Source organism: Agaribacillus sp. DX54, from assembly GCF_056858335.1.
Window position 1 is genome coordinate 86,175 of sequence record NZ_JBXEQE010000026.1, and the last position, 22,125, is coordinate 108,299.

General features: G+C 36.0%; 18 protein-coding genes, 1 tRNA gene and 1 pseudogene. 5 read left to right on the forward strand and 15 right to left on the reverse strand.

Features of this window, described 5'->3' with window-relative positions; translation table 11 throughout:
* Positions 1 to 14: 14 nt before the first annotated feature.
* From AC04NP_RS22620 to AC04NP_RS22630, 3 genes are all read right to left on the reverse strand, one after another.
* Positions 15 to 2,558 carry an ATP-dependent Clp protease ATP-binding subunit gene (locus AC04NP_RS22620; RefSeq protein WP_482862231.1) on the reverse strand — a complete coding sequence of 848 codons (2,544 nt, stop codon included), beginning with the start codon at positions 2,556 to 2,558 and terminating at the stop codon, positions 15 to 17.
* Positions 2,559 to 2,667: 109 nt separating this feature from the next.
* Positions 2,668 to 3,333: a WbqC family protein gene (locus AC04NP_RS22625; protein WP_482862232.1), complete on the reverse strand. Its 666-nt coding sequence runs from the start codon at positions 3,331 to 3,333 to the stop codon at positions 2,668 to 2,670.
* A 131-nt stretch (positions 3,334 to 3,464) separates the two neighbouring features.
* Complete coding sequence (locus tag AC04NP_RS22630; protein WP_482862233.1) at positions 3,465 to 4,094, reverse strand: L-threonylcarbamoyladenylate synthase; 630 nt, start codon at positions 4,092 to 4,094, stop codon at positions 3,465 to 3,467.
* A gap of 159 nt (positions 4,095 to 4,253) precedes the next feature.
* On the opposite strand from AC04NP_RS22630, the gene mltG reads away from it, so the two are divergent.
* The 4 genes from mltG to AC04NP_RS22650 all read left to right on the forward strand — a co-directional run bounded on the left by mltG (position 4,254) and on the right by AC04NP_RS22650 (position 6,882).
* Positions 4,254 to 5,288: an endolytic transglycosylase MltG gene (gene mltG / locus AC04NP_RS22635; RefSeq protein WP_482862235.1), complete on the forward strand. Its 1,035-nt coding sequence runs from the start codon at positions 4,254 to 4,256 to the stop codon at positions 5,286 to 5,288.
* Positions 5,289 to 5,291: 3 nt separating this feature from the next.
* Positions 5,292 to 5,702 (forward strand): acyl-CoA thioesterase, encoded by a 411-nt coding sequence (locus tag AC04NP_RS22640; protein WP_482862236.1) that lies wholly within the window; start codon positions 5,292 to 5,294, stop codon positions 5,700 to 5,702.
* A gap of 15 nt (positions 5,703 to 5,717) precedes the next feature.
* Positions 5,718 to 6,686, forward strand: coding sequence for a YihY/virulence factor BrkB family protein (locus AC04NP_RS22645; RefSeq protein WP_482862237.1), 969 nt, complete (start codon positions 5,718 to 5,720; stop codon positions 6,684 to 6,686).
* Between the two features lie 111 nt (positions 6,687 to 6,797).
* A tRNA-Ser gene (locus tag AC04NP_RS22650) sits at positions 6,798 to 6,882 on the forward strand.
* A gap of 739 nt (positions 6,883 to 7,621) precedes the next feature.
* Here AC04NP_RS22650 and AC04NP_RS22655 read toward each other — a convergent pair.
* From AC04NP_RS22655 to AC04NP_RS22665, 3 genes and pseudogenes are all read right to left on the reverse strand, one after another.
* A pseudogene (locus tag AC04NP_RS22655) lies at positions 7,622 to 8,467 on the reverse strand (recombinase family protein); the annotation flags it as partial.
* Entirely contained in the window at positions 8,460 to 8,648 is a 189-nt protein-coding gene (locus AC04NP_RS22660) for a hypothetical protein (protein ID WP_482862238.1), read from the reverse strand. The gene AC04NP_RS22660 and the pseudogene AC04NP_RS22655, both read right to left, overlap by 8 nt.
* A gap of 81 nt (positions 8,649 to 8,729) precedes the next feature.
* Positions 8,730 to 9,623: a MerR family transcriptional regulator gene (locus AC04NP_RS22665; protein ID WP_482862239.1), complete on the reverse strand. Its 894-nt coding sequence runs from the start codon at positions 9,621 to 9,623 to the stop codon at positions 8,730 to 8,732.
* Positions 9,624 to 10,345: 722 nt separating this feature from the next.
* Here AC04NP_RS22665 and AC04NP_RS22670 point away from each other — a divergent pair.
* On the forward strand, positions 10,346 to 10,510 hold the full coding sequence (locus tag AC04NP_RS22670; RefSeq protein ID WP_482862241.1) for a hypothetical protein: 165 nt from the start codon (positions 10,346 to 10,348) through the stop codon (positions 10,508 to 10,510).
* Positions 10,511 to 10,706: 196 nt separating this feature from the next.
* Here the strand turns inward: AC04NP_RS22670 and AC04NP_RS22675 are convergent, their stop codons facing one another.
* From AC04NP_RS22675 to AC04NP_RS22715, 9 genes are all read right to left on the reverse strand, one after another.
* Positions 10,707 to 10,970, reverse strand: coding sequence for a hypothetical protein (locus AC04NP_RS22675; RefSeq protein WP_482862243.1), 264 nt, complete (start codon positions 10,968 to 10,970; stop codon positions 10,707 to 10,709).
* 39 nt (positions 10,971 to 11,009) lie between these two features.
* The gene (locus AC04NP_RS22680; RefSeq protein WP_482862244.1) at positions 11,010 to 11,510 is read right to left on the reverse strand and encodes a hypothetical protein; all 501 of its coding nucleotides are present in this window, start codon (positions 11,508 to 11,510) and stop codon (positions 11,010 to 11,012) included.
* Positions 11,511 to 11,607: 97 nt separating this feature from the next.
* The gene (locus AC04NP_RS22685; protein WP_482862245.1) at positions 11,608 to 13,692 is read right to left on the reverse strand and encodes a DEAD/DEAH box helicase; all 2,085 of its coding nucleotides are present in this window, start codon (positions 13,690 to 13,692) and stop codon (positions 11,608 to 11,610) included.
* A gap of 47 nt (positions 13,693 to 13,739) precedes the next feature.
* Entirely contained in the window at positions 13,740 to 15,053 is a 1,314-nt protein-coding gene (locus tag AC04NP_RS22690; protein ID WP_482862246.1) for an ATP-binding protein, read from the reverse strand.
* A 12-nt stretch (positions 15,054 to 15,065) separates the two neighbouring features.
* On the reverse strand, positions 15,066 to 17,723 hold the full coding sequence (locus AC04NP_RS22695) for a tellurite resistance TerB C-terminal domain-containing protein (protein WP_482862247.1): 2,658 nt from the start codon (positions 17,721 to 17,723) through the stop codon (positions 15,066 to 15,068).
* A 277-nt stretch (positions 17,724 to 18,000) separates the two neighbouring features.
* Positions 18,001 to 18,729 (reverse strand): hypothetical protein, encoded by a 729-nt coding sequence (locus AC04NP_RS22700; protein ID WP_482862248.1) that lies wholly within the window; start codon positions 18,727 to 18,729, stop codon positions 18,001 to 18,003.
* A gap of 164 nt (positions 18,730 to 18,893) precedes the next feature.
* Complete coding sequence (locus tag AC04NP_RS22705) at positions 18,894 to 19,652, reverse strand: DUF2971 domain-containing protein (RefSeq protein ID WP_482862249.1); 759 nt, start codon at positions 19,650 to 19,652, stop codon at positions 18,894 to 18,896.
* 217 nt (positions 19,653 to 19,869) lie between these two features.
* Positions 19,870 to 20,745, reverse strand: a complete 876-nt coding sequence (locus AC04NP_RS22710) for a TIR domain-containing protein (protein ID WP_482862250.1) — start codon at positions 20,743 to 20,745, stop codon at positions 19,870 to 19,872.
* A 509-nt stretch (positions 20,746 to 21,254) separates the two neighbouring features.
* On the reverse strand, positions 21,255 to 21,668 hold the full coding sequence (locus AC04NP_RS22715; RefSeq protein ID WP_482862251.1) for a helix-turn-helix domain-containing protein: 414 nt from the start codon (positions 21,666 to 21,668) through the stop codon (positions 21,255 to 21,257).
* Positions 21,669 to 22,125: the final 457 nt, after the last annotated feature.

Sequence of the window (22,125 nt, forward strand, 5' to 3'; positions counted from 1 at the left end):
TTTTTGTTGATTACTTATTTTTCACCTTGCTCTTTTTTCACCTTCTTGGCTTTGATCTTGAACTTTAGTTCATCACTCTTCCCGTCATGGTCAGCCACGATTACATCTCCATCGGCCAAGTCTCCTTTCAGTATCTCTTCCGCAACCGGATCTTCCAGGTATTTCTGAATGGCCCTGTTCAGAGGACGTGCCCCGTATTGGGGATCGTATCCTTTTTCAGATAGAAAATCTTTCGCTTTATTGGTTAATTCCACCGCGTATCCCATGGCATTGATTCGCTCAAACAATTTACCCAATGAAAGGTCGATGATCTGATGGATATGCTCTCTGTGCAGTGAATTAAACACGATGACATCGTCCAGTCTGTTTAAAAACTCAGGTCTGAAAGTTTTTTTCAAAGCATTCTGAATGGTGCTTTTCATGATTTCGTCGGTGTTATCTTGCTTGGATTTAGTGGCAAATCCGATGCCTGAGCCAAAATCTTTCAGGTCTCTTACACCGATATTGGAAGTCATAATAATAATGGTGTTTCTGAAATCGACCCTTCTTCCCAGACCATCGGTAAGAATACCATCGTCCAAAACCTGTAAAAGCAGGTTGAACACATCGGGGTGAGCTTTCTCGATTTCGTCCAGTAACACCACACTATATGGTTTTCTCCTTACCTTTTCAGTCAACTGACCACCTTCTTCATAGCCAACATAGCCGGGAGGCGCTCCTACTAACCTGGATACCGAGAATTTCTCCATGTATTCACTCATATCGATTCTTACCAGGGAGTCTTCCTTGTCGAAAAGATAGCGGGCCAGTTCCTTGGCTAATTCTGTTTTTCCAACTCCGGTAGGTCCCAGAAACACAAATGAACCGATAGGCTTTTGGGGGTCTTTCAATCCCACTCTTGTACGCTGTATAGCCTTTACCAGTTTTATAATCGCTTCATCCTGTCCGATTATTCTGTGCTGTAATTCATCCGACATACCCAGAAGTTTGACCCCTTCTTTTTGGGCAATCCGCTTGGTGGGAATCCCGGTCATCATACCGATCACCTCAGCTACATTTTCTTCGTTGACCGTGTATCTTTTTGTTTTTGTCTCATCCTCCCACTTATTCTTAGCCCTTTCAAGCTGTTCGATTAGCTTCTTTTCTTTGTCCCTCAACTGGGCAGCTTCTTCGTATTTCTGACTTTTGACGACCTTATTTTTTTCCTTTTTAATATTGTCAATGGACTCTTCGAATTTGGTGATTTCAGCAGGTACATGAATGTTTTTTATGTGTACCCTGGCGCCAGCCTCATCCAGCACATCGATAGCCTTGTCTGGCAAATAACGGTCGCTGATATACCGGTCTGACAATTTCACACAGGCATCGATGGCCTCTGGTGTATAATTGACATGATGGTGTTCTTCGTATTTTTCTTTGATATTTTCGAGTATTTGAACAGTTTCTTCCGGCGTGGTGGCATCCACCATCACTACCTGAAATCTTCTGGCCAACGCACCGTCCTTTTCTATATACTGACGGTATTCATCTAAAGTCGTAGCGCCAATACATTGAATCTCACCCCGGGCCAGTGCCGGCTTGAACATGTTTGAGGCATCCAGCGAACCAGAGGCACCTCCCGCACCAACAATGGTATGTAATTCGTCTATGAAGAGGATTACTTCAGGGGATTTTTCCAACTCGTTCATTACCGCCTTCATTCTTTCCTCAAACTGTCCACGATACTTAGTACCAGCTACCAGCGAGGCCAGATCGAGGGTAACTACCCTTTTTCCGAACAAAACCCTGGATACTTTTTTCTGAACTATTCGCAAGGCTAATCCTTCAGCGATGGCTGTTTTACCCACACCGGGTTCCCCTATCAGAATAGGGTTGTTCTTCTTTCTTCTGCTCAGGATTTGAGCGACCCGCTCAATTTCCTTGTCGCGCCCCACAATCGGATCCATTTTATTCTCCTCCGCCAACTTGGTCAAATCCCTGCCAAAATTATCCAGTACCGGTGTTCTTGACTTTTCCGAAGATTTGGTAGATGATTCTTTTCCGGACGATGAGCTTCCGCCAAACATTCTGGCTGAATCCTCGTCGCTGTCGTCAGTGTCGGATGATGAACTCATGGGGTTTTCTGTTTGGTATTCCAAAAGTTCTTTCACAGTTTCGTAATTGACATCAAATTTCTCTAACAACTGCGAGCTGATGTTATCCTCATCCCTTAAGATCGATAACAAAAGATGCTCAGTACCTATCAACTGGCTTTTAAATATTTTTGCTTCCAGATAAGTTATTTTTAAAACTTTTTCAGATTGACGAGTGAGTGGGATATTAGCAAGGTTTTTAACATTGTTGGTTGCTGAACCCTTAGTGGCATGTTCGATGGCAGCCCTTAACTCATCCAGGGATACGCCAAGCTTCTTCAATAAGCTTATTGCTACCCCTTCACCTTCCCTAATCATGCCCAACAATAAATGCTCTGTGCCAATATAATCATGACCAAGGCGGAGTGCTTCCTCTCTGCTAAGTGAAATTACTTCCTTTACCCTATTTGAAAATTTTGCCTCCATACGCTATGGTGTAGTTTGTTGTATATAAATCTAAATTATTTTTACTAATTATTTAATCTTCTTTTTAAGAATTTCTTATTTAGATAGTGTCCATGTAATAAAAACGAAATTAATTCTTTATTTGTTCAACCACCACCCTTGCCGACTTATTCAAAATTGAAAGGGCCTGCGGTCCTTCACAAAAAAGCAGATCGACAATACTGAGATTCCCGGCAAAGTCTTTGCCAAAAATTTGATTGTAAACCTGTGCTTCATAAATTCCCCGGTCTCCGTAACTTATTTTTGGTAAAATTAGTGATCTTAAATCTAAAACGGGACTTTTTGGTTTAAATTCATAATTATCGGTAAATTTTACATCTTTTTCAAGGCCCAAATATTCAAGACACTTTGTCAGTAACTTTAGGTTCAGGTCAAACAAGTGTGTCTCTTTTGCCAATAAGATCTTTTCAAAACCATCACGGTAATACTCAAAAAACGGTGATTTTCCATAAGCGGAGGTAATGGTCCTCCAATGATCTTTCAGCCAGCTTTGCCGGTAATCGATCTTAACATTTTTGATTTGTCTGTGATCCTTTTTTACCGGAATACTCATAGTTTCGATTTTATTGGGCAACCTGATGTAGCATCTGTTGCGATAGGTCTGTTTAACAAAGTTTTCATTCGCCTCAATAATCACCTGACTGCACTTCATGAGAATGATAAAGTATTCCAGATTTGGCAGATAATGTAATTCAATTAAGACAGGATTTTTTTCTATTAAACGGATGTCAAGCAAACCCTTACGTATTTATCTCTGTTTTATGTGTAATGTAACCTGAAAGATACTACTATTTATTCATTAAGTAGATGGAATAATGATTGAATTTGTTTCAACTTTGCAACAAACTGACATCGAATAATCCGGTATCACAGATATATCTCCAGGTCGCCAAGTCCCTGTCTTATTATTTTCAGCTCATCTCCGGTACAATCGATCACGGTAGATGCCCTATTTTTACCCATACCGCCGTTAACTACGACGTCTACCTGGTGTTTGAAATCTTCATAGATCAACTCAGGGTCTGTGGTATATTCAATGATCTCGTCCTCGTCTTTTATAGAAGTGGTCATGACAGGATATTCCAATTTCCGAACGATCATTCTGGGAATGTTATTGTCCGGAATTCTGATGCCGATTGTTTTTTTCTTGACTTTCAGGATTTTGGGTACTGCGCTGCTTGCCTCCAAAATAAAGGTGAAAGGCCCGGGCAAAGACTTTTTCATTAATTTGAAAACCGGGGTCGACAGGTTTTTGACATATTTTGAAGCTTCGCTGATGTCAGAAAAAATAAAGGAAAACCGGTACTTGCCGGATTTTATCCCTTTGATCTGGCATAGTTTTTCTACTGCCCTGGCATTGGAGATATCACAGCCAATACCATATACGGTGTCGGTGGGATAAATAATGATCCCTCCGTTTTGCAGGGTTTTAACTATTGAATTGATTTTTCTCTGATCGGGATTGTCCGGGTAAAGTTTTAAAAGCTGTGCTGACATGAGTCGCTAATTTCGTTTTTTTGTACTGAAAGTTTAGCAAAATATAAATCTTTGTGGCTAACTTCAAACTGGTTTGAGATATATTAGTAACTTAATTATATTAGCTAATGGGTTATTTTTATAAAGATACTTTTTGTCAAACTATTTAAATAGGTTTTAGTGAAGCGAAGGAATGTTTTTCTGGTATTATTTCTAACCTTTTGGGTAGTAGTAACTTCCCTGGGGTTTTATGTATACCAGGTATTTAAATCAGCGAACGTTTTAGTGGGAAGGGAGGCCCGGGTATTGCTCATTTCCAAAGGGTCTGATTTCAAGGCCGTTCAGGACTCATTAAGGACAGGTGAATTTCTAAGGGATCCGGTTTCTTTTGGTTTACTGGCAAAATTGTTGAGATACAACCAGCATATTAAGCCCGGGAGGTATCTGCTGAAGCCAGATATGTCCAACCTTTCGGCCATTCGGTATTTGAGGTCAGGAGATCAGTTGCCGGTAGATATCACTTTTAACAATATCAGGCTAAAAAAAGATTTGGCCGAAAAAATCACGGCCAACCTGGAAATAACCCAGGCGGAGTTTTTGAAAGCACTAAATGATCCTGCTACTGCCGGAAAATATGGTTTTGACCTTGAAAATTTCATGGCTATGTTTATACCCAATACCTATGAGGTGTATTGGAACATCGGAGTGGAGGGACTTTTTGATCGAATGCACAGGGAATACAGCAAATTTTGGCATGAAGAAAAAAAGCAAAAAGCAGCAGCAGTAGGGTTATCCCCGGTCGAAGTATCCGTGCTGGCTTCCATTGTCTATGCTGAAAGCTCCAAAAATGAGGAGATTCCCAAGATAGCCGGGTTATACATGAACCGGCTCAAAAGAAACATAGCCCTGCAGGCCGATCCGACACTGATATTTGCCGCACAGGATTTTACCATTCAAAGAGTCCTTAATAAACATAAGGAAATTGAGTCACCTTACAACACTTATAAATATACCGGACTTCCACCCGGCCCTATTAATTTGCCTCCTATCATAGCCCTGGAAGGCGTGCTTAACTATGAGCAACATCATTATATCTATATGTGTGCCAGGGAAGACTTTTCGGGTTATCATAATTTTGCCACCAACCTGAATGATCATCTGAACAATGCCCGCAGGTACCAGAGGGCTTTGAACAAAGCGAAACTATTCAGATAAGGTATGTACGAAAGTTCAGTGAAAATACGGGTAAGGTACAGCGAAACGGATCAAATGGGCTATGTTTATTACGGCAACTATGCCGCATATTATGAAGTGGCCAGGGTGGAAAGCCTGAGAAATCTCGGTTTTGCCTACAAGGAACTGGAAATGCAGGGGGTGATGATGCCTGTACTCGAAAACAGTACCAAGTTTCATCGACCAGCCAGGTACGACGAGTTATTAACCATAAAGGTGAAAATTGTAAGCCGCCCGGCGGTAAGAATCATTTTTCACTATGAGATTTATAATGAGGAAAATAAACTCATCAATACCGGTGAAACTATTTTAGCGTTTGTAAACATGCATTCAGGCCGGCCGTGCCGTCCTCCCCGGGTGATGCAGGATTTGTTTGATCCGTACTTTAATGGATGAATTAATAATCAGGGAATGAAAAAAAAGATAATCTCTTATATTATTAATTCTCCCTTATTTCATTGGATCATTGATCTCCTGAAAAAAATCCGCTTTAAAAAGGCCGATGTTTCTTTGTATGAGGTGATTAAGATCTTTCTTGAAAAGCTGACTCAGGATGATATCATCGAAAGGGCAGAGGCTGTGGCATTTAACTTCACGCTTTCGATTTTTCCTGCCGTGATTTTTCTTTTTACGTTAATACCCTTTGTGCATACCTGGATACCTGATGTCAGTACCGAAAGCATCATGGAATTTATCGGTGATATGATGCCGGTTAGTATGTATGATGTGATTTCCCATACTGTGGAAGATATTATCAGTAAACAAAGAGGTGGGCTGTTGACTTTCGGGGCCTTGTTTTCTTTGGTATTGTCTACCAGTGGCATGCTGGCTCTGATGAAGGCCTTCAATGCCTGCTACAAAACCGTGGAAAAGCGCGGCTTTTTTAAGACCAGGTTCATAGCAACCGGCCTTACCCTGATGCTCGCATTTGTGCTGATCCTGGCCATTATACTGCTGATCGTGGGAAACTTTGTGATTAATTTAATCAACACGGAACTAGCCTGGCTGCACCTCGATGACTATGTGGTTACTTTGTTGCTGATGTTGAGGTTTGTAGTGATTTTTATCGTTTTCTTTCTGGCGATTTCCTTCATATATTACTTTGGCCCGGCAGTGCACTACAATTGGCGTTTTTTTTCCATCGGTTCTTTTGCATCCACCTTGTTATGCCTGGCCGTTTCGTATTTATTTTCATTTTACATCACTAACTTTGGAACCTACAACAAGTTGTATGGCTCCATTGGTGTGTTAATAGCGTTAATGTTGTGGCAATTTATTCTGGCTATCGTTTTGTTGGTTGGTTATGAATTGAATGCCAGTATTCACAAGGCACATACTATAGGCGAGGCTGTGGAGGACGAATGGTCTAAGGCTTCATAGCGCCGTAAGCTGTCAGGTCTCTTCAGCCACTGCATAAAATTTTATGCCTCCATCTTTGTGAAAATAAAATAAAAATCTACATTTGCAATCCGAAAATACTAATCGACCCAAAGAGGAGTGGCGGAGTGGTCGAACGCGGCGGTCTTGAAAACCGTTGTACCGCGAGGTACCGGGGGTTCGAATCCCTCCTCCTCTGCATTGAGGGACATTTCACCAAAATCGTAGAAATGTCCCTTTTTCATTGCTCCATAAATATCTGATATTCTTTTAGTTACCTCGAATAGCGTGTTAACTCTTGCGGTTCGAACTTCGTCAGATTTGCGATCATAGAAAATTCCCTCCGGAAACACCAAATGTTGCAGTTTTTCCCTAGCCTTTAGAGTGCCGGAGTCCCACAAATTTGCCAAATCAGGCAACATTTCAAGGAATTTGTCAATGAATTTATCAAGGTTCGAACTTTTTTTGCTGAGCTTCTGAATTTCAATTAGAATCTGGCTCTTTTCCTGCCGGTATTTCGGCATATATTTTTCATAAACCTCCTGATCTATCTCCCCAAAAAAATGCTTTTCCTGGGCTACTTCTATCTTCTTTTCAATCTCATTTAACCGCTCTTTCAAACGCTCCTTTTGCTCCATACTATCCTTTATCAACTCATTGATTTTAAAATAAAGCTGTTCCCGGATAGGATTAATAAGTTCTCTATTTATGGTATATTCATTAAGAAGCTCTTTGAATTTTAAATGGAAGACTTTGGCGCTACGATTGGTATTGCATCCTTTTACACCGCACTTGTAGTAGTACAGTCCTTTTTTCTTAACAAGGTAGCCGGTCAAAATCCTGTTAGTGTGAGTGGCACATTTTACAAAATGTTTCAATGGCACTTCAGGCATTTCCTTTGAATGTTTTCCCTTAAATCTTTCCTGATGTAGTATATTATTTACTTTGAGAAAAATCTCTTTGGAGATTAGGGCGGGATGTTTTCCTTCAATTACTTTTCCCTTCAACGCACCATGTGCGATCAGTCCGCAGTAAAAAGGGTTGTGAAAAATCTTGGATAACTTTTGAGGATACATATTTAATCCGAGCTTTCTGAGTTTGACAACAATCTCAGTACTTGGCATTCTATAGTAGGCCCTCCAATGAAAAGCTTTCTTAATGAGCTTTCCCGTTTCATTGATCACGATTTTTTCCTCTTTATTAATCTTGATCTTATCATATCCAGGAGGAACTGCTCCGATCCAATATCCCCTTAAAAGCTTTTCCCTAGTGCCGGCCATCGTACGTTCCCTTCTTACCTCATTGTCATACTGGCTGAATATAAAATGAATGTTTTGCTGCAACCTTCCGCTTGGTGTATCGGTATCTGCCGGTTGGGTGACAGATAATACCGAAATGCCCTGCTTCTTTAACTCATTGGCAATGTATATCCCATTTGCCCCGGTACGGGAAAACCGGTCTACATTGTACACAATGATCCATCCGATTCTTTCTTTACTTCTTTTGACAAAAGACAACATACGGTTAAACTCTTTCCTTTCATCTGTTTGTGCACTTTCGTAAGTACCACCGAAGTAATTGACAATGTTGAAGCTGTATTTTTGGGCATACTCCTCGCAAGCCTTCATTTGCGTGCCAAGACTTAGGTTATTGTCAGCCTGTTCCTTGGTAGATACCCTGGTGTAGATCACACAATTATTTTCGTTGGGCTTGGTCTGTTCATTTTTTGAGTTTACCCCAAACTGTTGGAAAATGGCTAAAGATGGGTTTTCCATGTTATTCATTCTTTGTGTCAAAAGCGTCCTTAAAATATTCGTAAAATACCACTGCCAATTGATCAATGTTTCGGATCAACTCTTTGGCTTCTTCATCACCGAGGTTTTTGAACCCTTGGTATGTTTTTAATTTTTCAATAGTTAGCCCTTTGTTTTCTTCTTCCTGGTTTTGCTTATGTAAATTGTTCAATATTCAACTTAACATAGACAAGCCTCTTGCTCTGTTCAGTAGCCTGCCCGATTAGAAAGAATCCCTGAATAAGGGTAGTTATTAATCTAACATCATTTTTATTGTGTTTTTTATGGTGGTAACCACCCCCTGGTGGCTTTTGATTATGATATCTTGATAGTCATTTTCTGAAAGAATATCCACTATCTTTCTTTTCACCTCTTGAGCCTTCACCATTTCCAGGGCTTTCATTTTCTTGTTTCTGAAGTGAATGGTGATACTTTCATACTCCCCTGAGTGAATGATCTCCAGCAGTTTGACTTCCTTTGGCGGCAAAACATTGAGTTGTGGTAGTAGATATATCGATCTTTCATCGCCGAGGAATGATTTGACAATTCCTGTTAGTGATACCTGAACGTGGGTATCAAAGGTTTTTCTTTCCAGATCGTCATTTGAATATGCCACCTCTATTCTTTCGTCCCAGGGAAACCAATAACCATCACTGAATATTACCAGGGACAAAGATGTCTTGTTGATGATAGTGTGACAAATGAATAACTGCAACAAGCTGATAGGTTTTCCCCATTCCTTTAGTCCATTTTCAAGGACTTTCTTAAGTCGATCTCTTTCGCCTCTTTCAGACAATCTATCCTTTAATTGCTGACTTTTCATGAAAAGGTCATAAAACTGCTTTGCAGTTATCTCTATAAAAATTTCTCGTTTAACCTGGGTAATAAGTGGAATGGATATACCAATACCCCGGAGTTGTTCAATGACTTTAAGCCATACAAAATCCACAAAACTGAACCTGCGCCATTTCCCTTCTTGAGACCGTTGAGAAACTAATAAATCCTGTTTGTCCCAATGATTAACATTCCGGTATGATACACCCGTATCTTTGATATCAAACAAGCCTTTTTGGGCAATCGTTTCTGTAAGTTCAAAAGTTTTTGCCAGACTATTAGTACCCAAAAAGTAATCAAGAGAAAAACCCATTTAAAATATATTTGTACACTAATGTATAAAAAATATTGGTTGAATTGAAATATTGATTAATTATATCCAATCATTTTCAGCTCATACACAATTATTTTTAATTAATTCACAAATCATTCCCTATCATCAGTAGGTTGTTTGTATGGCAGACTGGTTACATCTGTAATTTGTTTAGAAACGAGAGTAAACTCCAGAAGCCTATGCGGACCTTTTCAGTTTAGACAAACCCTCTATCGGAAGTTGTATTTGCTGCTGCCAATACAAATTTTGGGATTACCATCAACTATCTAATCCAAAACCATATGAGTTAAATTCCTGATAACCAGTTTTTTATTTTAAATGACCGAAATCGATAAAATTCTAAAATTATATCGACTACAACGGCTATGCCATTATAAATAATTGATATTCAATATATTATATAGAATAATAATATAATTAAATGTAGTTATTGTAGTTGATGTAGCAGTGTAGGCGTAGTCGTTCGGGGGAAAAATGTATTTCTTTCAGTTTGCATAAAACTGCTCATCAAAATCCAACAAATTCGTTTATAAGTTTTCAATTCCGGTTGAAAGTTTTCAAAACCGGTTCAAAGCAGCTATTTTCTGATGGATTCTAACTAGATTGATCATAAACATCCTTATTTAGCGATAATATTTAATTTCTCTCGCCTTCGTTTTCTAACCGGAAAGTACTGAAGAACCAATACCTATTTTCAATGTATGAAACCAGAAAAGATCGACACAACAAGAACGGTTAATACCCAAGAAGGAAAGGAGCTTGAGGACTGGCAGTTTTTGTTGACGGCAGGAATTAAAGTGGGGTGTGGCTATGAATTGTTGAAGATGCTTCGTGAAGAAAAGTCCAACAATCCAAGCAAAAAATAATACTTTTACTAACCACCCCTGTGATCATGCTAGTTAAAGAGTTTTGTACAGCTAGAATGCAAATGCATGGTGGCACAGCTTGACTCTACCTATTTTACTTTTTACTGTTCTTAATTTCCTAAATAATATCGATTTGCATAGGCCCTTGCAAGTATTCTTTTACTGCTTGGAATGGGTATTTGTCATAAGTATAGGCTTATAACAAATGATTAATAAAACCGAAGCTAAAACCGGAATCACTATTTGGAAAATCATAAAGCTCTAAAAATGCAGGGGGCATATCATTTCCAACTATTAGATCATCAGGATTGGCTCTGATATATTCTTTAAATGGCCGGAGTTGTTGAGGATTACCCCAAATAACTGGTATCAGCCAATATGTTAAAAGCGTATCGTCTCCACCTGTCTTGGAATAGTTTTTGTCATCAAGTCTTTTCTTTAAAAAATCGTGAACGTCCAAGTTTCCCAAATCTCTTGACTGAAGTTGTATATTTAAAACCTACATCTGCTCAATCTTACTGTCTTCGTTCTGTCTTACCAAGTAGTCAATTTTTTTACCACTAGGCAATTCATACTCTACGTCTAACAAAGTGTAAATACTATTTGAACAAAATAAACAAAGGACAGAAAATTCACCCAAAAAGTTTAAGTACTTATGATCAAAATTTATCAGTATATCATAAACCTTACATCTGAGTAGTAATTTTTCGTTTGCAATAAGGTATTTATTTAAATTTTCAAACAGCTTCCTAATATAATTGAGCAATAAAATAGCTGACCTTTCTTTAAGGACGATTGCTATTAAAATAACATCAAGCAAACTGCATTCATTAACCATTGTGTTATCGTAAACATAATTTTCAATCTTTTTTATATGGTATTTGTTAATTTTTTTGTTCAACGAAGCCCAGGAGAATGAAGTATCTTCACCTACAAACTTTAAAAGCTCTGGGATTCTGTTTCTTAGTACATCTTTTAGATTTATGTTTAAGTCATTCATCTCCTTGCTTCAAACTTCAGGCTATGAATAGTGCCGGATATTGAAAGAAAATTGTATAAGTTTACTAATGAGGAGAAACATTATTTCAGGTTTTAAATTAATTTATAGCCACAGGTTTAATTTTATTCACAAATGAAATTGCACTTTCAAAATTGAAATAGCGTTCCTTTACAATTTCAACTTGATATTTAATGGGCAGGAATGATCCCCATTTTGAAAACCCAAGTATTGTTTCATTTTTCATTATCTCCTTCTCAATGTGAAAATTAATCCTTCCGTATTCTTTGTTAATTTTAGATTTTAATGTTTCAAATTCACGTAGTTCTATGGCAATCTCTAATGAACTGCTACGATCATCAAAAATCACGTCAATGTCGGTCAGACCAACGAGAAAACTAAGGCTTCTATTTACTTTAGTTCCGGAAAAAGTGTAAAGAAGTGATTTACCCTCTGTTAAAATCACGGGCCTTTCATATTCAAAATCGTTAATCGAAAAATTTTCAAACTCTTGCCGTAATTCTAGCAAAACTGATAAGCATTCTTCATTTATCTCATTATATTCATTTTTTCTTTTTATAATTCTTAACATCTCCTCCCTTATCCTTGGATGTACGTTTCCTCCAACTCCAAAAAAAATAGGCTTTTTACCGTCTTTTGCTGGAACTACTTCGATTTTAGCACTTTTAAAATCAATAACTTTAATTTTCCATATTTTAGCTGCAAGTAAAATATTTTCATCTATTTTAACCTGAGGCGAAAATGGAATATCACCAATTTTTCTGCCTGAACATATTACCTTAAAATTTGGCTCTGACTTAAAAACACTATAAAACTCTTTTGAATTGACTATGTTTTCTCCTTCCAAACCTAGAATAATCTCGTTTTGAACAACTTCGAGATAATCAGAAGTAATTGATTCATCAATAATTGTTCTTAAATCATTTGTTTCGACTCTATTAAATGCACGATTTTCAATTAGGCGCCTAATTAACTCTTCCTTTGTACAACCAGACATCTGCTTAACTATTGAAAGCATCTGATGTAGTAATATATCATAAGGTTTATGTGCTGTGTTAATAGGTTCCAAGAAGTCAGTTTTGTATAGTTGCCAGCATGCAAGAGCTTGCAAGAAACTCCACTTATCCGTAGCATACAATGTGACATTGCTATTATCATTATCTTTTCGACCACTACGACCAATTCTTTGGACTAATGAAGCAATTGAATGAGTTGAATCAATTTGCACTATTTTATCAACAGTTCCTATGTCAATGCCGAGTTCTAAAGTTGAGGTGCAGGAAATGCAAAAGTTAAATCGTTCATTGTTTTTTGCAAAATATTCAATGCTCTCCCTTATCTCCTTATCCACAGATGAATGATGGGAAAAATAATTTTTATGTCCATTTAGGTGATCAGATATTTTTCTTAATTTGACAGCAATTTCTTCTGTTCTTCCGCGGCTATTAGGGAAAATTAAGACTTTGTTATTGTTAGTCTCAACATATAAATCTTTAATCAAATCAAGAGACAACTCTGCTGTGCTATTTTTAAAATATTTAAATTTAGCAATGACATCTTTTTTTGTCCTGTCCAATAAAATCTTGGTGTTATCAATATCACCAATAATTTTTTTTGCTTCAATATAGTTTTCGTCTCCAATCGTTGCTGATAAACCGATGGTAATAATTTTACTATCATTTACTTGTTGGATACGAGATAGAATTGACATCAATTGTATGCCCCGATCAGTTCCTATAAAAGAGTGAATTTCGTCTATTACGATGTATTTTAAATTTCCAAAAAGCTTGGAGATGTTGTAAGGAGCATTAACAAACATCGCCTCCAATGACTCAGGTGTAATTAGTGTGATCCCATTAGGGTTCTTAATAAGTCTGTTTTTTAGTGATTTTTTAGCCTCACCGTGCCATTTTGTGACTTGTATTTCTAAATTTTTGCAAAGTTCTTCAATTCGATAGAATTGGTCATTAATTAAGGCAATTAGCGGAGAAATATATAATACCTGAACTCCACTTTGAGAAAAATTTGTTTTTGATAGTATCGGTAGAAAGGCAGCTTCTGTTTTACCGGATGCAGTTCTTGAGGCTAGTATGTAATTATATTCAGTAGAGATGATTCTTGATATCGCAGCCGCTTGAATTGGGCGTAATGACTCCCATCGCATATAACGGACACATTTTCTTATCGGTTCAGATAATAATTTATAGGACACTATAACTCTTCTATAGAATCGATAGCTAATTCGTTAGGTCTTTCATCGGTGATTTCAATATTTGAAATCAACTTACCTTTATCTGCATTGGGGTTTTGCCTAAGAATACTTAGAATATTTAAAAAATCTCTAATTACTTCACGAGGGGTCAAAAATTCATCAGCACCTGGCTTATTAAACATTTCTTCCATATACAGATGGATATCTTGCTTTGAAATGTTTAATTCAGTGTTAAAATTAAAATCAAAGACCTCTTTAAGTTTCTTAAGTAAGACAAAAATTTCATTGTGACCTAAAGGTAATAATTTTATAACAGGCTGCGCGAAATCACGAAGTTCTAAGGTTTCAAATTTATTTGTTTCTAACCTTGTCTTTAGAGCTTCATAACTAAATAAACCTCTTCTTTCATTTTCCAGAAACTCTTTAGTTCCAGCAAAATTGATAAAAAGGTTTGATATCCTTCCTTGAAAACAATCATTAAATATTGTTAGTACTTTTTCATAATTCTTAGCCCTCATAGTTGAAGTTGATATTTTGTAAAGATTTATTGCCTCGTCAATATTAATCATAAAACCATTATACCCCATACTGACGAATAATGCACAGAAATTCTTAAGCATATCGTAGTAGTTCACATCACTTATTATTTCTCTTACACCTAAATCTTGGCGAGCTTCAGTTTTTGTTCTATATCCACCCTTTAACCATTTCAATGCACTGCGCCTTAAATGATCATCATTCTTTATGTACCCTTCGTAATATTTCATAACAACAATCCCGAAGTCAAAACTACCGGTATCAGTAACCTCATTTACAGTATGGATAATGTCTTCCTGAATCAGGCTAAAATACTGTTCATTCCTGATCTCCGAGATTGGAATATTATTCATTTGAGCTGTTTTCCCTACAACTTGTTCTATCCATTTGTCGAGTAAGGTTGGTAGGGCACCGCCTTCAGGTTTTGTCTGTATTGCGATATTATCCATTATTGCGCTATATAACGCTACGGCCTTCCCATCATTTGAATAAAGTCGATTTTCAGGAGTAAAATCGGCATTGGCAACTACAAATTTTTGTTTTGTGGCGACCGTGCTTAATAAATGAAGAATAAATGATTTTCCCGAACCAAAATCACCTATCCAAAATTTCACCATACTGTGTCCATTTTTCACGTCATCAAGTGCCTTAGTAAAAGCCTCGATCTCCAGTTTTCTACCAACTGTAATATGTTGAACGCCAATTCTCGGTACAACTCCACCTGAAAGGGAGTTAATTATTGCGGTTGCTTCCTTGGTTTTAATTTTTAATGCCATCTTAAATGTTGATTACTTTGCAATTTCACGGTAGTAAAATTCTTCCATAATATAAGTTTCTTCATCTTCTTCAATTAAAGCTTCACCATCGAGTATTTCGAAGCATTTTTCATTAATACTATCAATAAGCTGGTTTTTAAACATACCATTTTGTACAGCCATTTTTTCAACTTTATCCTTGTGTATGGCAAATGAGTTTTCAGCTATCAATCGTATTAATTGTTCCTGGACCTCATTTATTTTCAAATCCGAATTGAAAAGTGAATCAGTATTAGTATCTACGCCAAAAGTTATCTCAACTTCATCAGTTTCTGAACTTTCAAGATGCGTTTTGGTTTCCAATTCTGTCTCTTCATCACTTTCCAAATATTCATTCAAGAGTTCTACTGTAACGCTGTGCTTTTGTTCCACATCTTCAATTTCTGATTTATTAAGCACTATTTTCTTTCTTTTAGGAACATATATCTTGGAGATGTTATGTAAAGCCTTGTTGATATCTGAATCAATAGTTAATTGATCTATGATTTTTCTGTAGTCATTTAGTTGCTCCTCAGTTTGAAATAATGATTTTTGTATTGTCTTTGTCAATTGTTTACCATCAATCCTTTTTGATTGTAAGTCGTAGAAAATATATTTCGCATAATGCTTAAGAGCTATAACTCTATCATATTTTGCCATAAATTTTGAAGCATCGAAAAAGATATTTTCAATATTTGGATTCTTTTGGTTTACTTCTTCTAACAAAGTGATACCTTCGGTAAACTTCCATAATTCATCACTTTGAAATGAATTTTTAAGCGTAGAGAACTCATCTTTCCATCTGTTAACATTTTGGGCATTTAATTCTATCTGAGTTGAAATATCTGGTTTTGCAATCTTACTTTTTAATTGAGAAGTTAATTGATTTACTTTTACGCCAATACGTTCTTCAAATTTATTATTCAATTCATTGTTGGTATATGGAAGATCTTCGGATACTTTTCGTTTATGTCTATAAGCTTCCCTAACGGAGTTTTCAACTCGTTTAAAAATGATTAAATACACTTCTGATTCGGCTTGCTCATTTAAATAATTCACGTCATAATATCCCCAGTCATTATTATATCTATCTTTGTATAATTTTTTAATCTCTTCTTTAAAGAAGACCACTTCCTTTGCAACGGAAGTGTTATTTCTCTTTAAAATTCTATTAAGTTCTTTTAGCACGTGTAAATACTGCACTATTGTAGCAATACAGCAACCTTCAATAGAAAGAAAAACGTTAGATGGATCCCAGAACTTATTTAACCACGCAATTTCTTGTTTATTCAATCCTAATTTATTTTTGTATCTTCCACCAAGTTTGTAAGCATCTGGGTTATAATCTGATAAACCTTGCTCGTATCGGTAACTTGGCTCCTGTAAATCTTTAAGGCGTGATAAAGAGTAGGAATCGGTTCTCTTACTTAATAATTGCATTAATAAGGAAAGAGAATAGCTTTTCGTTTTTGGACAACAAGCACCCAAAAGTTTAAATTGCCTTTCAAGTAATTTTATATCCTTGTGTTTTTCATAATCGTTTAGCAACTCAAAATAAAGGATGAAGGCATAATTTGTGTTTCCTTGAATATCAATCAATTTTTCTTTAATAAAACAATTCCTGAAGTAATCATAGAATTCTTTTTGCTGTTTTGAGGCGTGTTTTATGTCATCGTAGGAATATATATACATATGGTGCCAATAAGGCACATCCTTTTGAATATCAGGGGTAATAATATCGTTCTCAATTCGTAAGTCGGATGATTCGGCATTAACATCAATTATTGAGTTGTCAATAGTTTTATTAAGTGTCTCTGACCTATTGAGTAAAGGCTCACTCCCTACTGCGGATTGAGTTTTTTCGTTTTCAATGTTTTTCGCGGTAATTTTTCTTTTAATGCTGCCGTTGTATTCATAATTAAATTTTTCTTCAGGCATTGATAAGAGATTAAAAAAATCTACAAGGCTTAATACCAATGGAATAAAAGTCCAGCAAAACAACAAAAATAAAATACCCTTGGTGATCTGGCCAAGATAGAATCTATGTAGGCCAATTGTACCGAATAATAATGCAAGAAGAGTGGCAAAACTTTTATTTCTATGCTTCTTGCCTAATTCATTTAAGAAAAGAATAATGCTTAGAGTAAACGCAAGAATAAGCAACCCCACAATACTGTAATTGTGTTTCTGTTGATTAACAATATTTTTTGATGTTTCAATTTTAGTCAGGTACATTCTCGAGGAGTATCCAATTTTTCCATCATATTCTATTTTTACCCAATTAGAGTTGGTGTTTTCTAAAACAATTACAGAATCCCCTTCTTTGATAATGTCAATAGAATCGTATGATGTACCCGGCCCGCTTCTAATATTTAAATTTGATGTGGTTTTATATAAGTCTGATGCCTTTACTGATATTGAAATAGCTAATAATGCAAATAAGGAAAGTAACTTAAAATTCAATCTGCTTTCACTTAAATAGGGGACGGGCTCCAAGGATTGAACTCTTTTGTAACTTTTGATTGGTAGCTCCGCCAGAGCGATTTGAAAACGAATTCGCGATTCTTTTATTATTCCCAAGGGATAAGGTTGGTAGGCTAAGATCCATTTTTTGTTGCTTAATACCCCAATTTTAGATATTTCAATTTTCAATTTCATACCTGGTTATCTTCTCTTGCTTTTCGTTCAAAAACTGCGAATAGATTCACCAATTACGACTACACATCCGATTTTGCCAGTTGATCTCTAAAAATCTTACCAACTAATATACAAATTATTTGCTATTAGCCAGGATTTTACAATTATCAAATTTGAGTCCGGAATTCAATTGTGAACGATATTAGTTCTTAATCTTTGGGATATTGTTTCTGATCCTAATCAGCAATTGATTAGAAATTTGTGAGACTTAACAGTTCGGCCATTTACAAGGTCAGGTGAAATCATTTTTCATAAGTACATGAACCCCAGAATTTTTAATGATATCCCAAAACTCTTCAGTAATTTCAGATAATTGAAAATTGCTTTGTTGGTCGTAAAGCCCATGAATGGTTTTTTGTAACTTAGCGGATTCTACAATTTGTAGATTCTTCAATTTTGCAATGGTGTATTCGCTTATCGTGCCAATAGAATGGACATTTAATTCTTCAAGATTTTGAATACGTGTCCAGTCTTTAATTTTCTCTAGAATTAGAGCTGAAGAGTATAGTTCAAAATCATTTAAATTCTTGAAAGCATTGATAAGAATTAAAATCTTGTTGCTGGATTCATGAAGGTTAGCTACAATGGAACCACATAAATAACCAATACAAGATGCACTATAGATTGAATTTGATTGTACAGCGGAATCTATACTTTCATAGATTAGATTTAGATTACGTTTCTTTTCAAGATGCTTTTTTAGTTTTTCAGCAAACTTATCATCTATAACTCCTTTATTATTCTTTATCTTCCGTCCATATGAATTAAGAAAGGATTTGAATTTTCGAGTTTTTATAAATCTGACAACTGAAACAAAGGACTTAATAGGCCCAACAATATCAGATGCAGTATCGGAGTAATCCTTGATTTCTTTTAAATGACCATCGACCCAATTATCCAAATCTTCGATGTGATCAATTACTTTCCTTGTGAAATCAATTATGTCCTTGTTGTTTTTCATTTTATGATTGCAACCAAAATCTCTACAGAAATAAATATTAGCCAAGTTACCTAAACATGCTTAAAGTAAGAAACTCCTGATAAAAAGGTTCATTATGCAAAATTTATATTCATTTGTTAGTCTTAACGTTTGATATAATAGTGTTGCTACGCAGCCACAAAAGGTTAATTACACACTTTTTCAAATTCTAGTTTAAGGTCTGTGGGATGAGGATATACTACATAAACCGGAACTTTGGGAAATCTGATCTCCTGTATTTCTAATAATAGACGATATGCACTTTTGTTGCCATCAGGAACATTGTATCCGATATAAATACCTTTAACATTTTCGGGTGCATATTCCAAATTTCTACTATTGGATTTTAGTTCCGTGATTATTCGCCATTCCTTTTCATAGGCCCAATGCTTTAATTTGGTCGTGAAAATATAATGTTCAGCAAATGGATAATTCTTTAAAATCTTTGGCGGATTTTCAAGGTAAATTACTCTAGTCAAAGTATGTCTTTTTACTTTCTCTATATTCAAGTTTACTTTGATACCATCACCCATAAACTCAAGTGCAAATCCGTTATAATTGTTAGTATAATGTGCCCACATCAAGTGGTTGTTGATTGTTTCAGAAAATGAAGCTATACCAATATTCTTATATTTGTTTCTTTTAACTGTCTCAAATTTTTTAATCCTTTCAACATCTTCAATTAAATTTATGTTACAATCAAAAGGGTCGTTAAAATTTCCTGGATCAGATAAATAAAAGTAATGATTCAACAGGGCTTCGACATTAAATAAATTCAAGGAATAATATTTGAATAACTTTTCTACTTTTTTAGAAATTAATTCACCACTCTGAAAAGTGTCCCATTGGCCAGTATTTTTGTTCAGTTTTATTTCGTACTCATTGTTAATTTTGAAGTTTTCCATAGTTACTCTTAATTGCTAAGCATGTATGTGTATAAACCATATCTCATGCAATGTTTGTATGTTTTTGGTTTAGGAGTACAAAGCATTAATTTGTAATTGAAATTTTAAAATAGTAATAGCTGCCGATTCCCCAATCTTAAATGCAATTAGTTATAAAATTTGGGAGCTTAGGTCCAAAGTTCCTAGGACAGACAGATTTCAGTTTAGGCTTCAAAATCTAAACTACCAGATTCATATCAACAAAATAACCGCTGTTTTTAAGCTCCTTGGCCAATTCAAGCTTCCAGTCTTCTTCCATGGAGATATAAACTACACCTGAAATATCATTGGGAGTTTCTACATTGCCCTTAACCAATGCCGTAACATTTTCGCGTCCTATTTTACCGATTAGAAACCCATGCTCAAACACAACATTCTGTCTCGCCCTATTCATTAAGCTAGATTCCTGCCCTTTCTTGGCTCCCAAATCACAGGGAGTGTAAAGTACGATTCCAAAACCCACATTCGAATATTTTTCAATTTTTTCTATTATTGTCTTCCCAGAACTGACTTGCTCATGCAGAATAATTGGTTCGAAACCTAATTTCTCAATAAATCTTGCCGTTTCAATCTTAACTGAATTATCATGTCCATGAACAATGAATATTTTGGATTTATCCAATTGGTTTGGAAGGTTTTTCATTTGCATTTCATCAGACTGGCTGGATCTAAGCAGTTCAATTTTTTGAACTAACTTTTCCAAGTTATCCAATTTGGAATTGAACTTGTAACGGAAGTCTTTAATTTCTTGTTCCGAATTTGTCAATACTTTTCTAAGAGTTGAACTTCTTAATTTCCCGGCATTGCTATAATTCTTTCTGTACTCATTGTCCGGCTTATTGAAAGACACTTTTAGCAATTCCAAATTGTAATCATTCCACATTGAGAATTGTTTCCTGACTTTTGCTAAAAGGGACGCATTTTTGACCGAGGGTTTAAGTATTGATTTTCCATCGTCAATCCTTTTCATAAGCTCCTGCCTAAAATCACTCTTTGACTTCATCAAAAATGTCGATTCCGATGGTTCTTGCGCTGTGTGGCTTGTTTTTACCATTGCTGTTAAATTTTATACTCAAAATTATAATAACAATAAGATACTTGAAAATACCTTTTTAGGAGATTGTAAAAAAGATATCTTGTAAGCTTTAATTTTTCATATTTTAAATACTTCTAACCATTTTTTACTATCATACCTACGAACAACAGATTTAATGCCATTGCTAATAATATCCATAAGGGCTTGACCTATCAAATTTCTTGCCTATCTGGCATTTAAAGCTCCCTTATTTTGACAATAGAAATAGCAAAGCGACAGACACGAGCCTAGAACTTTGTGTAATAGCCTAACCAACTGAAGGGCTTAATCGCTGGGATCAGGTAATTGTTGTATCGCGATGTGGTAAGAATGGTGTATTATGCTTTTGGGTCGTAAAAAAGATTGCTCTATGTTAACCTATGGAAAACAGGGTAACCTCTGTTAGAAATAACCGATATACAATCCTCCTGGTCATTACCTATAAAGGTAAAAGGGATCAAGGTTAGAATGATTACAAGTGAGTTAACTCACTTCTTTTCATCCAACATCTTTTGCAGTATCGCTACCTTTTCCCTCTCGCTTTTTAGCAATTCTTCATGCAATTTTTCAATTTTATCAATTGCCTCTACCCACTTATCAATTGGGTTAAAATCGCAATGAAAATTCCGGCCATTAATCGATCCATTATTTGTTGTCACAATATTGTAAACAACGGATTCTTCATCGAAGCTTTGAATGGCCTCTTTGGTGACACCTAATGCTTCGGCCATTTTTTCCAAGGTTTCGTCATCAACGGTTTCGCTTTGCTCAATTTTGGAGATTTTTTGCTGGCTAAGGCCAAGTTTATCGGCAACCACATCTTGTTTAATACCCAACATTTCACGCATCCGGCCGATATTTCTTCCCATGTGTTTTGGCGGTTGTTTTGTTTTATGTTCCATAAACCAAATATATTAATTTCCAGTGTGCTTACAAAGCCTTTAAAGTTTGCATGCACAAGCCGCAAATAGTGTTAAATACCACACTCCGTAGTAAGATACATCAATTCGTGGTAGGAAACCACCTATTATCTCACCTCCTTTGATTTTTTGATCATTATAGTGGTATCGCACAATCCGTGTGATTGTAAAATACAACTAACGCTGTTTTACCAATTTTATAAGTCATGATAGAATATAATCAAAACGAAAATCAATTAAAGATTAAAATTCCGATATCCGGAATTCAAGAATTACGTGACTACAAAAATGCAATCCTTCGGGTGCTTAACAAGATTGAAATTGATGATTGCAGTCCGCAAATGGTGTATAATCTAAAGTCCGTTTACAAGTTACTGGAACACTTGGAATCAGATGAGAGGTTTCTTTCCCAGAATAGAGACTTACATACTTGATTGCT